At 65.9% G+C, this 13,787-nt stretch carries 13 protein-coding genes; 4 read left to right on the forward strand and 9 right to left on the reverse strand.

All coding sequences use genetic code 11. From position 1 onward, the window contains the following. Nucleotides 1-113 precede the first annotated feature (113 nt). The 4 genes from BLR25_RS05100 (at nt 114) to BLR25_RS05115 (ending at nt 6,038) form a co-directional block, all read left to right on the forward strand. Nucleotides 114-1,010: a LysR family transcriptional regulator gene (locus tag BLR25_RS05100; protein ID WP_091934646.1), complete on the forward strand. Its 897-nt coding sequence runs from the start codon at nt 114-116 to the stop codon at nt 1,008-1,010. Between the two features lie 129 nt (nt 1,011-1,139). Then, nucleotides 1,140-1,871: a sulfate reduction electron transfer complex DsrMKJOP subunit DsrO gene (dsrO, locus tag BLR25_RS05105; RefSeq protein WP_091934649.1), complete on the forward strand. Its 732-nt coding sequence runs from the start codon at nt 1,140-1,142 to the stop codon at nt 1,869-1,871. A 2-nt stretch (nt 1,872-1,873) separates the two neighbouring features. After that, nucleotides 1,874-2,962 (forward strand): NrfD/PsrC family molybdoenzyme membrane anchor subunit, encoded by a 1,089-nt coding sequence (nrfD, locus tag BLR25_RS05110; protein ID WP_091934754.1) that lies wholly within the window; start codon nt 1,874-1,876, stop codon nt 2,960-2,962. Further along, nucleotides 2,952-6,038, forward strand: a complete 3,087-nt coding sequence (locus BLR25_RS05115; protein WP_091934652.1) for a molybdopterin dinucleotide binding domain-containing protein — start codon at nt 2,952-2,954, stop codon at nt 6,036-6,038. The genes nrfD and BLR25_RS05115 overlap by 11 nt, the downstream gene beginning before the upstream one ends. 112 nt (nt 6,039-6,150) lie before the next feature. Here the strand turns inward: BLR25_RS05115 and BLR25_RS05120 are convergent, their stop codons facing one another. The 9 genes from BLR25_RS05120 to BLR25_RS21500 form a co-directional block, all read right to left on the reverse strand. Then, the gene (locus BLR25_RS05120) at nt 6,151-6,450 is read right to left on the reverse strand and encodes a CcdB family protein (RefSeq protein WP_091934655.1); all 300 of its coding nucleotides are present in this window, start codon (nt 6,448-6,450) and stop codon (nt 6,151-6,153) included. After that, a complete protein-coding gene (locus tag BLR25_RS05125; protein WP_091934658.1) occupies nt 6,450-6,695 on the reverse strand; it encodes a type II toxin-antitoxin system CcdA family antitoxin in 246 nt (81 codons plus the stop codon). Before BLR25_RS05125 ends, BLR25_RS05120 begins: the two co-directional genes overlap by 1 nt. A 174-nt stretch (nt 6,696-6,869) precedes the next feature. Further along, complete coding sequence (locus BLR25_RS05130) at nt 6,870-7,502, reverse strand: response regulator transcription factor (RefSeq protein ID WP_091934661.1); 633 nt, start codon at nt 7,500-7,502, stop codon at nt 6,870-6,872. Next, complete coding sequence (locus BLR25_RS05135) at nt 7,486-9,288, reverse strand: sensor histidine kinase (RefSeq protein WP_245715475.1); 1,803 nt, start codon at nt 9,286-9,288, stop codon at nt 7,486-7,488. The genes BLR25_RS05130 and BLR25_RS05135 overlap by 17 nt, the downstream gene beginning before the upstream one ends. Before the next feature lie 63 nt (nt 9,289-9,351). After that, nucleotides 9,352-10,215: an IclR family transcriptional regulator gene (locus tag BLR25_RS05140; protein ID WP_091934666.1), complete on the reverse strand. Its 864-nt coding sequence runs from the start codon at nt 10,213-10,215 to the stop codon at nt 9,352-9,354. Nucleotides 10,216-10,340: 125 nt separating this feature from the next. Further along, on the reverse strand, nt 10,341-11,024 hold the full coding sequence (locus tag BLR25_RS05145) for a fumarylacetoacetate hydrolase family protein (protein WP_091934670.1): 684 nt from the start codon (nt 11,022-11,024) through the stop codon (nt 10,341-10,343). Between the two features lie 69 nt (nt 11,025-11,093). Further along, a complete protein-coding gene (locus BLR25_RS05150; RefSeq protein WP_091934673.1) occupies nt 11,094-12,476 on the reverse strand; it encodes an MFS transporter in 1,383 nt (460 codons plus the stop codon). Nucleotides 12,477-12,636: 160 nt separating this feature from the next. After that, nucleotides 12,637-13,572, reverse strand: coding sequence for a dihydrodipicolinate synthase family protein (locus BLR25_RS05155; protein WP_091934677.1), 936 nt, complete (start codon nt 13,570-13,572; stop codon nt 12,637-12,639). Further along, nucleotides 13,569-13,787 (reverse strand): hypothetical protein (locus BLR25_RS21500; protein WP_218122633.1); only part of this gene is annotated, 219 nt, incomplete at its 5' end. The genes BLR25_RS21500 and BLR25_RS05155, both read right to left, overlap by 4 nt.

The following is a 13,787-nucleotide window of genomic DNA, read 5'->3' on the forward strand; positions in this document are numbered from 1 at the left end:
AACGATAACCCGCCTCCTGGCAGGATTCATGACGTTATACTGCGGCGTATTTCCGCTCGCCAATAGTCTTTGATAATATTTGTTATCACTATTGTTGATTACCGGATCGACCCATGGAACTCAAACTGCTGCGTGCCTTCGTCGTGCTCTCCGAAGAGCTGCATTTCGGCCATGCCGCCGAGCGCCTGTGCATCGTCCAGCCGGCGCTCAGCATGCAGTTGCAGAAACTCGAACGCGAGCTCGGCGTCACGCTGTTCGAGCGCGACCGCCACAGCGTCGAACTGACGGCGCTCGGGCGGACTTTCCTGCCCGAAGCGCAGGCGATCCTGGCGCAAGCCGAGCGCGCCGTCGGCCTTGTCAAAGCCGCCGATGCCGGCGAAGTCGGTGTCATACGCCTCGGCTTCGTTTCGTCGATCCTGCCGTTCTACCTGCCCGAACTGATCCGCCGTCTGCGCGTCCGTTATCCCGCGATCGAACTCGAACTCAAGGACATGCCGAGTCCCGAGCAATTGCTCGCACTGCGCAGCAACCGCATCGATATCGGCTTCGTTCGCCTGCCGATCGACGACCGCCGCGTCACGACGCAGACGGTGCTGACCGAATCCTTCGTCGTCGCCCTGCCCGACGATCACCCCTTGGCGCAGGCCGAAGCGATCACCCCGGCGGCGCTCGCCGACATCCCGGTCTTCTTTCTCGCGCGCCGCTTCGCCCCCGGCTACTACGACGAAGTCATGCGCGCGTTCCGCCGCGCCGGGTACGCGCTGCAGGTCGCCCGCGAATTCGGCGAATTCACGACGATGGCGGCGCTGATCAGCGCCGGCATGGGCATCGGCATCCTGCCGAAATACGCGATGTCGGCCAAGTATGACAACGTCGCCATCCGCCCGCTCACCGGCCCCGACCTGCAAGCGCGCGTCGGCCTTGCCTGGACCGAGCCGGAAAGCCGTCTCAAGCAGGCCTTCCTCGACGTCGCCGGCGAAACGGCGCAGGCGCTGGCGACGACGCCGTGAAGACACTCCCGCCGCAAAAACATCGCCGGCAATAGGGATTTTTCCCTAGTCGCCTCGGCGGTTCTTCCAATATCCGCCCGCCGCCGCGCGCACTAAGCTCTGCCCGTTCCCATTTTTCCGGAGCGGATCATGAGCGATCTCCCCGACCGCAGCCGCCGCGCTTTCCTTTCGGCACTGCCCACCCTGACCGTCGGCCTGGCGGCACCGGCCCGCGCGGCCGACACCCCAAGCCGGCAGCCCCGCTGGGGCATGCTCGTCGACACCCGGCGCTGCATCGCCTGCCAGGCCTGCACCATGGCCTGCGCGATGGAAAACGCGACGCCGGAAGGCGCCTTCCGCACCGTCGTCGCCACCTATGCCGTCAGCGACGCCGACGGCAGCACCGGCCTGTCGGTGGTGCCGCGCCTCTGCAACCACTGCGCCCAACCGCCCTGCGTCGACGTCTGCCCGGTCGGCGCCACCTTCAAGCACGGCGACGGCAGCGTCCTCGTCGACGGCGAGCGTTGCGTCGGCTGCGCCTATTGTGTCCAGGCCTGTCCCTATGACGCGCGCTTCATCAACCATGCCACGGGCAAGGCTGACAAATGTACCTTCTGCCATCACCGTCTCGAGGCGGGACTGCTGCCCGCCTGCGTCGAGACCTGCGTCGGCGGCGCGCGCATCTTCGGCAACCTCGACGCGCCCGACAGCGAGATCTCGCGGCGCCTGAAAGCGGCCGGCACGTCGCTGCGCGTGCTCAAACCCGACGCCGGCACCGCGCCCAATGTGTTCTACATCGGCCTCGATGACGCGCTGACCGGCCATGTCGCCGGCGTTTCGGCCGCCGACCTGATGTGGCGCCCTGACCACCACGGAGGATGACCATGACGACAACCGTCGAAGTGCTCGGCTTTGCGCGCGGCCCCGACTGGCTGCCCTGGGCGGTGCAGTACTTTTTCCTGATCGGCGTTTCCTGCGCCGCCTTTTTCGTCTCGCTGCCCGGCCTCGCCTGGCGCCGGCCAGCGTGGCGCGCGCTGTCACGCTACGCGCTGCTCGCCGCGCTCGTCAGCGGCCTGACCGCGCCGGTGGCGCTGATGGCCGACCTGCACCAGCCCGGCCGCTTCCTGAATTTCTACCTGCATCCCAATTTCGGCTCGTGGATGGCCTGGGGGTCCTTCTTCATTCCGCTCTATGTCGGCGGGCTGCTGCTCTACGCTTGGCTCTGCCTGCGCCCGGCGCTCGCCCGGCTGGCCGACGACGGCGGACGCCTGGCGCCGCTCTACCGGCAACTCGCCTATGGCGGCCACGACAGCCCCGGCGCGATCCGCCTCGCCGCGCTCGCCTGCGGTCTCGGCGCCGTCCTGCTGCTGCTCTACACCGGTATGGAGACGATGATCGTCAGCGCCCGCGCGCTCTGGCATACACCGGTTCTGCCGCTCGTCTTCGCCGCGTCTGCCGGCGTCGGCGGCCTCGGCATGACGCAGCTCGTCGCCGCGCTGGCCGGACGACGCGAACTCGCGCCGCTGCTCAACCGCTGGCTGGTCCGCTGCCTCGGCGCCAGCCTCGTCCTGATCGCCGTCTGGTTCGTCCTCGCCGCCTCCGGCAGCGCGTCGCACAGTGCCGAAGCGCTCGCCGCCCTCGCTGGATCGCGCGTCTGGGCGATGACCGGGCTGTGGTTCCTCGCCACGACGCTCTTCAGCCTCTGGCTCTCGGCGGCGCGCCCGCAGGCACTCTGGGCGCCGGCGCTGCTGGCGCTGCACGGCGCCTGGCTGCTGCGCTGGATCGTCTTCATCGGCGGCCAGGGCATTCCGAAGATGGGCAGCACCTGGTACGCCTATTCACTTGGCATCGGCGCCGACGGATTGCTCGGCATCGTCGGATCGCTCGGCCTCGCGCTGTTCCTGTATGTCGCCCTGACCGCCTTCGTCCCCTGGGACGCACGAAATGAAATGGGAGAAAACCATGGCATTTGATAAGCGCCGCAAACTCCTGGCCGCCGGCGGACTCGCCGCCTTCGCCGCCGGCTACGCGGAAACCGCCGGCCGTGTCGTCGGCACACTGTTCGGTCGCGACGCACCGAAACACAAGACGGCCGGCGACGCGCCGGCCCCCGAATACCGCGTCGACGCGAACGGGAAGGTCACGCTCAATCCGGCGCAGCAGGTCAGCTACACCGTCTGCGTCGGCTGCACGACGCAATGCGGCGTGCGCGTCCGGCTCGACAAGGCGAGCGGCAAGGTGCTGCGCGTCTCGGGCAATCCCTACAGCCCGCTATCGACCGAACCGCATCTGCCGATGAAGGCCTCGGTGCACGACAGCTTCGCGGCGGTCTCGGCGGCCCGGGAACGCGGCCTCGACGGGCGCTCGACCGCCTGCGGCCGCGGCAACGCGATCGCCCAGCAACTCGACTCGCCGTATCGCGTACTGACGCCGCTCAAGCGCGTCGGACCGCGCAACTCCGGCCAGTGGCAGCCGATCAGCTTCGAGCAGTTGATCCAGGAAGTCGTCCACGGCGGCGACCTCTTCGGCGAAGGTCCGGTCGCCGGCCTCGCCGCGCTGCGCGACCTGAAGACGCCGATCGACCCGGCGCAGCCCGAACTCGGCGCCCGCGTCAATCAGGTCGTCGCGCTGTCGAGCGTCAATGACGGGCGCGAAGGCTTCGCCCGCCGCTTTATCCAGAAAGCCTACGGCACGCTCAATTTCGTCGGCCACGGCTCGTATTGCGGCGGCTCCTACCGCTCGGGCTCGGGCGCGCTGTTCGGCAACATGAAGACGATGCCGCACGCCAAGCCGGACTTCGCCAACGCCGAGTTCATCCTCTTCGTCGGCACCGCACCGGGCCACGCCGGCAACCCCTTCAAGCGCACCGGCGCGCTGGTCGCCAAGAGCCGCGCCGAGGGCACGCTCAGCTACGTCGTCGTCGATCCGGTCATGACGCACGCCGACAGCCGCGCCAGCGGCGACCGCGCCCGCTGGGTGCCGATCCGCCCCGGCACCGACGGCGCCATGGCGATGGCGATCATCCGCTGGCTGTTCGAAAACGATCGCATCGACCGCGCCTTCCTCGCCCAGCCGAACGCAAAAGCCGCGCAAAAGGCCGGCGAGCCGTCCTTCTCCAACGCCACCCACCTCGTCGTCGTCGAGCCCGGCCACGCCCGCGAAGGCCGCATGCTGCGCGCCTCCGACCTCGGCGCCGCGATCGCCGAGGACCAGCGCTACAAGGACGGCGACGCCTTCATCTGCCTCGACGCGAGCGGGCGCCCGGTCGCGCACGATCAGGCGACGGGCGCGGCCGAGCTTTTCGTCGACCGCGTCATCGACGTCGGCGGCACGCCGCTGCGCGTCAAATCCTCGCTACAACTGCTGCGCGAGGAAGCCCTGCGCCTCGACCTGCCCGACTACGCCGCGGCCTGCGGCATTCCCGCCGACACGCTCGCCGCGCTGGCGGAACAGCTCGCCCGCCACGGCAAGCGCGCCTCGGTCATCGCCCATGGCGGCATGATGAGCGGCAGCGGTTTCTACAACGCCTACGCGCTGATGAGCATCAACGCCCTGCTCGGCAACCTCAACTGGAAAGGCGGCTTCGTCGCCAACGGCGGCGGCTTCCGCGACGACGGTCCCGGCCCGCGCTACAACCTCGACACCTTCCCCGGCATGGTCCAGCCGAAGGGCACGCCGCTCGGGCGCAACGTGCCGTACGAGAAGAGCAGCGACTTCGCCAGGCGCAAGGGCGCCGGCGCCGCCTACCCGGCGGGTGCGCCCTGGTTCCCGAACGCACCGGGGCTGACCACCGAGATCCTGCCCGGCGGCCTCGCCGGCTACCCCTATACGATGAAGGCGCTGATCCTGTGGTCGGCCAACCCGCTCTACGGCATCCCCGGCCTGCGCCAGCGCATCGGCCGCGAGCTCGCCGACCCGAAAAAGCTGCCCTTGATCGTCTCGATCGATCCCTTCATCAACGAGAGCAACGCCTATGCCGATTACATCGTCCCGGATTCGTTGCTCTACGAGAGCTGGGGCTGGGTATCGGCCTGGAACGGCGTGCCGACCAAGGCGATGGCCGCGCGCTGGCCGGTAGTCGAACCGAAGGCTGCAAAGACCGCCGACGGCGAAGCGATCGGCATGGAGACCTTCTTCATCGGCCTCGCCCACGAGATGAAACTACCGGGCTTCGGCGAGGGCGCGCTGAGCGACGCCGAGGGCAATCCCTGCGCGCTCACGACGCCAGCCGACTGGTACCTGCGTGCCGGCGCCAACGTCGCCTGGCAGGGCAAGGAACCGGTGGGCGACGCCAGCGACGAGGACCTCGTCTACTCCGGCGTCGAACGCCTGCGGCCGCTGCTCGAACGCACGCTCAAGCCCGAGGAGGTCGCCAAGGTCGGCTTCCTCTACAGTCGCGGCGGCCGCTACCAGCCGGCCAAGGACGCCTTCGACGAGGAACAGCCCGAGTGGATGCGCAATCCGATGAAGGCGATGTGCCATCTCTGGAACGAATCGGTCGGCGGCGCCCGCAACAGTCTCTCCGGCCAACGCTTCCACGGCAGCGCGCGCTGGCAGGAACCGTCCTTCGCCGACGGCACGCCGATGCGCGCCCGCTATCCGGCCGAACGCTGGCCGCTGCTGCTCGTCAGCTACAAATCGGCCTTGCAGAGCGCCCACTCGGTCGGCGCCACGCGGCTCTTGCGCCTGCATCCGGAAAACCCGGTGCTGATGCATCCGGACGACGCCGGTCGGCTCGGACTACGTACCGGCGACCGGGCCGAGATCCGCACCCCCGGCGGCACGCTGGCGGCGCGCGTCACGGTCCATCCTGGCGTCATGGCCGGGACGATCGCCTGCGAGCACGGCTTCGGCCACCGCGAACTCGGCGCCCGCGCGCATCGCATCGGCACGCAGCGCCAACCGGACAACCCGGCGCTCGCCGCCGGCATCAACCTCAATGACATCGGCCTGATCGACCCGACTCGCCCGGACCGTGCGCCCTGGGTCGACGCGATCTCCGGCGCCGCCGTGCGCAACGGCTTGCCGGCGTCGGTGCAGCGGCTCTAAGCCCCTCCGGCAGACCGCAAATGGGAGCGCGATCAAAAGGGTTGGGCAACATGCTCAACCCTTTGTATTTTTGCTACGGAATGCGGGAAAGACCGGCGATCACCGACGACCTTCAAAACCCAAAAAACAGGAGATCCAACGCAGCAGTAATCTCGTCCCGGCGATCCGCCAGCGAACAGGTGGCCTTCTTCAGTGTTTTAGCCGGAATGGCCGCCAGGTATTGCGTCACCATCACACACTGCGCGCCATCGACCTTGAATATCGGATTCAACGCCTGAGCTGGCTTGGGCGCTTCGCTGACCGGAATAAGCGGGACGACAACCCGGGTATTGAGATCGCTCAACTCATTCGCCTGAACATCGAGCAGATAGGGGGCATTGCCCGATCCGAGAAAGACATCGAATCGAGCCATCAGAACATTCTCAGGGAGTCCAGGGGAAGGCCTCGTTCTTCCACATACGTATTGGAACTGGCAATCGCTTCCTGATTCTGCTGGCGCCAAATTTCGGCTCGACGTTCTGCCACAGCCTGCATCAAGCCCAACTCGGCGGCTTTCGAAATGTTGATGTCGAGCGACTTTGCTTCGGCCAGCAAGGTTTCAGGCAAGGTCACGTTGGTCGCTTTTCTTGGCGCAGGCGTGGAAAGACGGGTCAGCATCGGGAAATCTCACAAAAACACATATTCATGCTCGCATAAATGCGCATTCTCGGCAATATACATAGCGTGCGTCGAGCTTAATGCCGACGGCGTCTCCTTGCAAAAAATCTTGGTCGCATTGCTCCGCGCTCGCCCCCCCTGCTGCGTCAACTCAAGAAGTGGCGTGCCGCGCCCTCAGTCGAGGGCCGCCGGATCGACGCGCAGCATCAGCCGGGCGAGTTCGGCGGCCGAGGCGATGCCCATTTTTTCCATGACGTGCTGACGGTGGATATGCACCGTCTTTTCGCTGATCGCGAGCGTCGCGGCAATCAGCTTGTTCGGCTCGCCGAGCGCGACACAGCGGGCGACCTCGCGTTCGCGCGGCGACAAGGTCTCGAACAGGCGCAGGGCATCGGCACGCCGCCGTGCCTCGGCCAGCTGTTCGGCGCTGCGGCGCACGGCGACCGAGACGGCGTCGAGCAGCACCTGGTCGCGAAACGGCTTCTCGATGAAATCGGCCGCCCCGGATTTCATCGCCTGCACGACCATCGACACATCGGCATGGCCGGTCATGAAGATGATCGGCAAGGTCACGCCGCGCTCGCGCAGGATCTGCTGCAACTCCAGCCCGCTCATCGCCGGCATGCGGATGTCGAGCAGCGCGCAGGCCGGCGCTTCGAGCGGCGCCAGCGCCTCGAGAAATTCCTCGGCCGAAGCGTGCAGCCGCACCTGCCAGCCGACCGATTCGAGCAGGAAGCGCAGGGCACGGCGCAAGGCGCCGTCGTCATCGACGACATGGACAACACAGTTTTCAGGCAGCGGATTCATCGCTCGGCTCATGACACGGCAATTGAAAGAGGAAACGCATCCCGATGCCATCGGCATTGACTTCGGCCCACAGCCGGCCGCCGTGGGCCTCGATGATGCTTTTGCAGATCGGCAGCCCGAGGCCGAGGCCGTCGGGCTTGGTCGTGAAGAAAGCTTCGAACAGGTGTTCGCGCTGGTCGGCAGCGAGCCCGGCGCCGCGATCGGCGACCTCGACGACGACGCGATTGCCGGCGCGCGCGAAGCCCAGGCGGATGCCCTGCCGCGCCTCGGGCAGGCCGCGTGCGGCGTCGATCGCGTTCTTGATCAGGTTGACCAGCACCTGCTGGATCTGCAGACCGTCGCTGAGCGCGACGCACGGAGATACGGGCGCCGCGATGGCGATCTCGGGGCATTGCACCAACATGCCGGCGACAAGCCGCCGCGCTTCGCCGGCAAGACTGACGAGATCGACCGGCTCGCGCACTGCCGCGCGTTTGCGCGCGAAATGACGAATGCGTTGCACGACACCGCTGGCGCGCTCGGCCTCGCCAGCGATCTCGCCGCAGGCCTCGCGCAGCGCCTCGGGCGTCAGCGTGCCGGCGGCCTCGCGCCGCAGCAAGCTATTGGCATAGGTGGCGATGCTCGCCAGCGGCTGGTTGATCTCGTGCGCCAGGCTCCCCGACAGCTCGCCGAGGATCGACAGCCGCGACAGATGCTCCATCTTCTCCTGCTGGTCGCGCGCCCGGTGCTCGGCCGCCTCGCGCGCAACCAGCGAGTCCTTGAGCTCGCGCGTGCGCCGATGCACGAGATGCTCGACGCGTACCGTGTGCGCGACGCCAGCGACGAGCACCGCCAGCAAGCCGAGCAGCCACGGCCAGAAGCGCCGGGCCAGCCCTTCGGGCGTGATCTCGCGCAGATAGGCATACGGCCCGAGGCGCAGCTCGCGATAAAGATCGAAGACCGGTTGGTAGTCGCGCGGCACCGACCAGCTGACGTGCTCGGCGTTCTCCGGCATCGCCAGCAGCACGCGCGCGACCGCCTTGGCCAGCGCCGGATCGAGCCGCCGCGTGACGGCGATCGGCCAATCGGGATAGAGCGCCGACGAGAGCGCGCAATCGAAACCGTCCACCTGCCGTGGCGACAGGATGCGGAAATCGTCGAGGCGCAGCGCGCCCTCGCGCGCCAGTTGCTCGGGCAGGCAGGCGCGGACGATGCCGGCATCGACCTCGCCGTCGCGCACGGCGTCGAGGATGCGGGTCATCGGCAGACCGAGAAAGCGCAGTTCGCCAAGCGCCGATTCCGGATCGACGCCGGCCTGCAACAACTCGCGCGCCGCGATCAGATAGCCGCCGAAGGCTTCGGGCGCCACCGCCGCAACGCGCCGCCCGGCGAGATCGGCGAGGGTCGAGAGGTCTGTCCGGTCGGCGCGCGCCAGCACCACCGAGCCCAGCGCGGCACCGTCGTGCGCCGCATTGCGCGACTGCAGCGTGGCGATGCGGCTCAGCCCGAAGGACGTTTCGAGCGTGACGTAATACCCCGGATTGGTGATCACCAGATCGACCCGCCCGGCGGCCAGCGCGGCCTTTAGTCCATCGGCATCATAGCTGTCGAGATGGAAGCCGTGTCCCGGCAACTCGCGGTTGAGTGCTGCGACCATCGGCGCCCAGTCCGACATCGCCGCGCGCTCGCCCTGATAGGCGAAGACGCCGATCGCCACCTCCGCCCGCGCCGGCGACGCGAGCATGGCGAGCGCCGCAAGGACGCAGCCGCAGGCGGCAAGACGGAAATTCGGCGCGAAAGATTTCATGACGAAGGATTGTACCCGCGCAATACACGCGACGACGCGCCGTCGCGCCTAGCGCCGGGCGCGCTAGGTGCCGATGCTGGTCGTGCCGATCGCTTCCTGCGCCAGGGCGATCTGATGCGCGATCTCCTGCATCGGCGCAAGCACCCGGGCCTTGAGGTCTTCGTCGGTCGAATGCACCGAGGGCGCGACGACGCTGATGGCCCCGGTCGCCCAACCGTCGGGACCGATCACCGGAACGGCCAGCAAGCGCAGGTCGGCGGTAATCGCGGATTCGCCGACCAGATAGCCGTCCTGGCGGATCGAGTCAAGCATGCGATCGAGCGTCGCCCGATCCGGCACCGGCACCGTCGCGATCGAATGACGCGGCGGAATCGACAACGCACGCTCGAGTTGATGCTCGGGCAGGAAAGCCAGGATGGTTCGTCCGATCGAGGTAATCGGCGCGTGGATCGTCGTACCGATGCGGATGTCGGCGCCGATCCGGGTAAAACCGGCCCGGACGCGCTCGATGTAGAGCACGTCGCCCCCCTCCAGCACGGCAAAGCTCGCCGCCTCATTGACCTGGTCCACAAGTGACTGCAGCAGCGGCCGCACCAGCGCGCGCAAATCGGTGTGGGCAATGGCGTTAAAGCCGAGTTCCAGCACCTTGAGCGAAAGACGGAAGCGCGTACTGTCGGGAATGCGCACCAGGTAGCCGGCGTCTGCCAGCGTATTGACCATGCGAAAAGTGGTGCCGGCATCGAATCCGGACGCGGTGGAAATCTCCGTCAGCGTCATTTCTTCGGCTGCGCTGGAAAAGGTCTCAAGCACCCGCAGTCCCTTGACGAGCGACTGTACCGCGCTTTTCCCTTCCTTGGGATCGAGCTTCTTGATGGCAGTCAGCGATGGCGGCGGCGCAATTTTCCGAGGTTTTCCGGGAAGAACCATAATCGTGGGGATGTCGCAGTTTGAAATAGTCCGAATGACCGGCGACAGTATGGCAGGGCCAGAACGCCTGTCAATTCAACAGACGGATCGGGCACTGCTGCGCTTGTCGCCGGAGACCGGCCCAATCAAACCAGGCGGATCGACAGCGGCGGGAATCCCTCGATGCCGCAATCGACGACATCGCCGCGCACGATCGTCGACACGCCGGACGGCGTCCCGGTGAAGATCAGGTCGCCTTCGGCCAGGGCGACGTAGCTCGACAAATTGGCGATCACCTCGGCGACGTTCCATGTCATCTGGTTCAGATCGCCGTCCTGCTTGGAGTCGCCGTTGACGGAGAGCCAGATCCTCCCCCGATTGGGATGACCGACCTGCGTCGCCGGCACGATCGCACCGATCGGCGCACTCTGGTCGAAGCCTTTGCCGAGATCCCAGGGCTTGCCCTTCTCCTTGGCTTGCGCCTGCAGATCGCGGCGCGTCAGATCGATGCCTACGGCATAGCCAAAGACATGAGAGAGCGCCCTTTCAACCGGAATATCCTTGCCACCGCGCCCGATCGCGACCACCAGTTCGACCTCATGCTGCAGTTTGTCGGTACGCGACGGGTAGTCCACATTTCCGCCCAATGGCACCAAGGCGTCGGTAGGCTTGCCGAAGAATGCCGGCGGTTCGCGTCCGTCGCCGCCGACTTCGAGCGCATGCTGCGCGTAATTGGCCGCCACGCAGTAAACGCGGCGGACCGGAAATCCGGCGTCGGCACCGAGAATCGGAAGGATCATCGGGGGCGCGGGAGGGAAGATGGCTTGCATGTAAGACTCCGGACAGGATGAACGACGGCCCCGTCTGTACGCTCACAGATGGACGGGGCCGCACGGTGATTAAGGCGAGAGTTCCTCGAGAACCTTGCCCTTGGTTTCGATGGCGTACAGCACGGTGATGATGCCGCCGATCAGCGCGATCGCCGCGAACGCCGAGAACACGTAGCGGATGCCGAGGTCGCCGACGACGAAGCCGACGAGAATCGGGCCGGTGGCCGAACCGGCACGCAGCCAGGCACTGCCGAAACCGGTGCCGAGGGCACGCAAGCGCGTCGGGTACAGCTCCGACGAATACAGGTACAGCGAGAAGGTGACAGTCTGCAGGATGGCGTAGGCGCAGGTCGCCAGGATCAGCACCTCGACCGGCGACGTCGCGCCCAGCGTCGTCAGCAGGATCAGGGGCAGCATCGCCAGCAGGAAGGCCCAGCTGTACCAGGGCCGGCGGCCGACCTTGTCGATCAGCAGGGCGCAGACGATCGACGCCAGCACGCCGACGCCGGAGGTGATCCAGCCGTAGGCCAGACTGGTCTGCAAGGGCAGCTTGAAGACCGACTTGTAGAGTGTCGGCAACCAGGTGATCAAACCGTTATTGACCATGTAGGCACAGAACCACAGGCTCCAGATCGTCAAGGTGCGCTTCAGGTAAATCCCCTGAAAGAGTTCGCGCCAGTCGGACTTGGCCGTGGCCTTCGGATCGAGCGTACGGATCACCGGTTCAGGCAAGGGCAAACCATGCTTGATCGCGTCGTTTTCGAGCATTCCGACGACGGCGTTGGCTTCGTCAATCCGGCCCTTCGATGCCAGCCAGCGGGGGGATTCCGGCATGAACCAGCGCAAGGGAAGCGTCAGCACCGACGGTACGAGTCCAACGAGGAACATCGCTTTCCAGCCGTAGATCGGCACCAGAAAGAATCCGGCCATGCCGGCGAACATCAGTCCGATCGGGAAAATGACTTCGTACAACAGGAAGAAACGCCCGCGCTTGTGCGCACCGATGAATTCGTTGATGTAGGCGCTGGCCACCGGGACTTCGCCGCCGGTGCCGATACCCTGCATGAAACGGAAGGCCAGCATCGACATGCCGCTCCAGGCGAAGAGACAGGCGATGTCCATCGAAACGAAGAGGACGATGGTGAAGAAAAGGACTTTCAAACGCCCGAATTTCTCGGCCAGCGAACCGAAAATCACGGCGCCGAACAACTGGCCGATATAGCCCGCCGAAATGATGAGGCCGACTTCCGCCGGCGAGAGTTTCCACTCGGACACTAGGCTGGGCATGGCGAAGGCGATGCACAGCACGGTATAGGCATCGAAGAACGTGGCGATACCGATAATGACGCGGACAAGCAACAATCGGCGCGTCACCGGCAGCCGCTCAAGGCGTGCAACGAGTTCGGCGTTGGCAGCGCGATGAGCATCGCTGTCGAGTACATGGGCAGACATGGTGCTGACTCCTCCTGAATTGTAATAGGCCAACCCTCTCCGGGGTTGTCGGCCAATCGCTCGACCGGCAGCCGTTCGCAGGCTGCCGGTATTGCGTCGGATCGGGAAGCGGGCGACGCTGCGCCGCCCGCGTCCTTCAAACGACGAGTCGGACGCCGGCTCAGGCCACCTTGCCGAGACCCGCGGCGGCCATCGCCGCGTAGATTTCCTTGTCGGCACCCGGTTCGAGCGGCAGGAGCGGCGAGCGCACCGTGGCATGATCGAGCAGGCCGCGGGCGATCAGACCATGCTTGAGCGCAACCGTACCTTCCATATGCGAACCGCGATGGTAGACGACCTTGGTCACCGGCAGCAGACGATCGTGAATTTCGCGCGCTTTCTTGTAGTCCTTGGCCTTGCCGGCCAGGAGCATTTCGTACAGCGCTTCCGGCGCGATATTGCCGTAACCGACCAGGAAACCATCGATGTCGAACGCCGTCGACAGCAGGTATTCATCATGGCAGCTGAGAATCTGCAGATCCGGACGCTCCTTGCGGATCACCGGAATTTCCGTATCCCAACGACGCATGTTGCGAACCCCGTTCTTCATCGCGAAGACACCGGGCTGGGCCGAAATTTCGAGCAGGGTGTCGAGGTTGTACGTGCACTTCGTCACATCCGGGTACTGGAACAGCACCAGCGGCAGACCGCTTTCTTCGTAGACCTGACGATACTTGTCTTGCGGCGCGCCCTTCTGGTAGCCGAAACGCAGCCAGCCGTGCGACGGGTAGAGCAGGCCTGCCTTGGCGCCAGCCTTGACGGCGCGCTTGGCTTCGTCGGCAGCCACTTGCGTCCCTTCCAGCGTGATGCCGGCGATCACCGGGATCTTGCCGTCGGTCGATTCAACGAACGCTTCGATCACCTTCGTTTGCTCGTCACGCTCAAGGAAGGTGCCTTCGCCGGCGTGACCGAGGACGGTCAAGCTCTTGACCCCTTCGATGCTGCCGAGCCACTTGCCGATCCGCTTGCACGCGGCGTAATCCACCGTACCGTCCAGATTGAACGGCGTCACCGGCGCGGGATTGACACCGCGCATATCGAAACCGACGTTTTTCATGATTCCTCCTGAAAGTTGTTTGAAACCGTAGTCGCATTGCCCAAAACGCGGAAACTTCGGATTCCGAAAAATGTTTCGGAATACAAACAGGCTACACCTGCGGCAAAAATGCTGTCAATACATTTCCGAAAATATTTTCGGATTTCTCGGCGGCTCGGCGGCTCGGCGGCTCGGCGGCTCGGCGGCTCGGCGGCTCGGCGGCTCGGCGGCTCGGC

It is taken from the genome of Propionivibrio dicarboxylicus, from assembly GCF_900099695.1.
In the GTDB taxonomy this organism is placed as follows: domain Bacteria; phylum Pseudomonadota; class Gammaproteobacteria; order Burkholderiales; family Rhodocyclaceae; genus Propionivibrio; species Propionivibrio dicarboxylicus.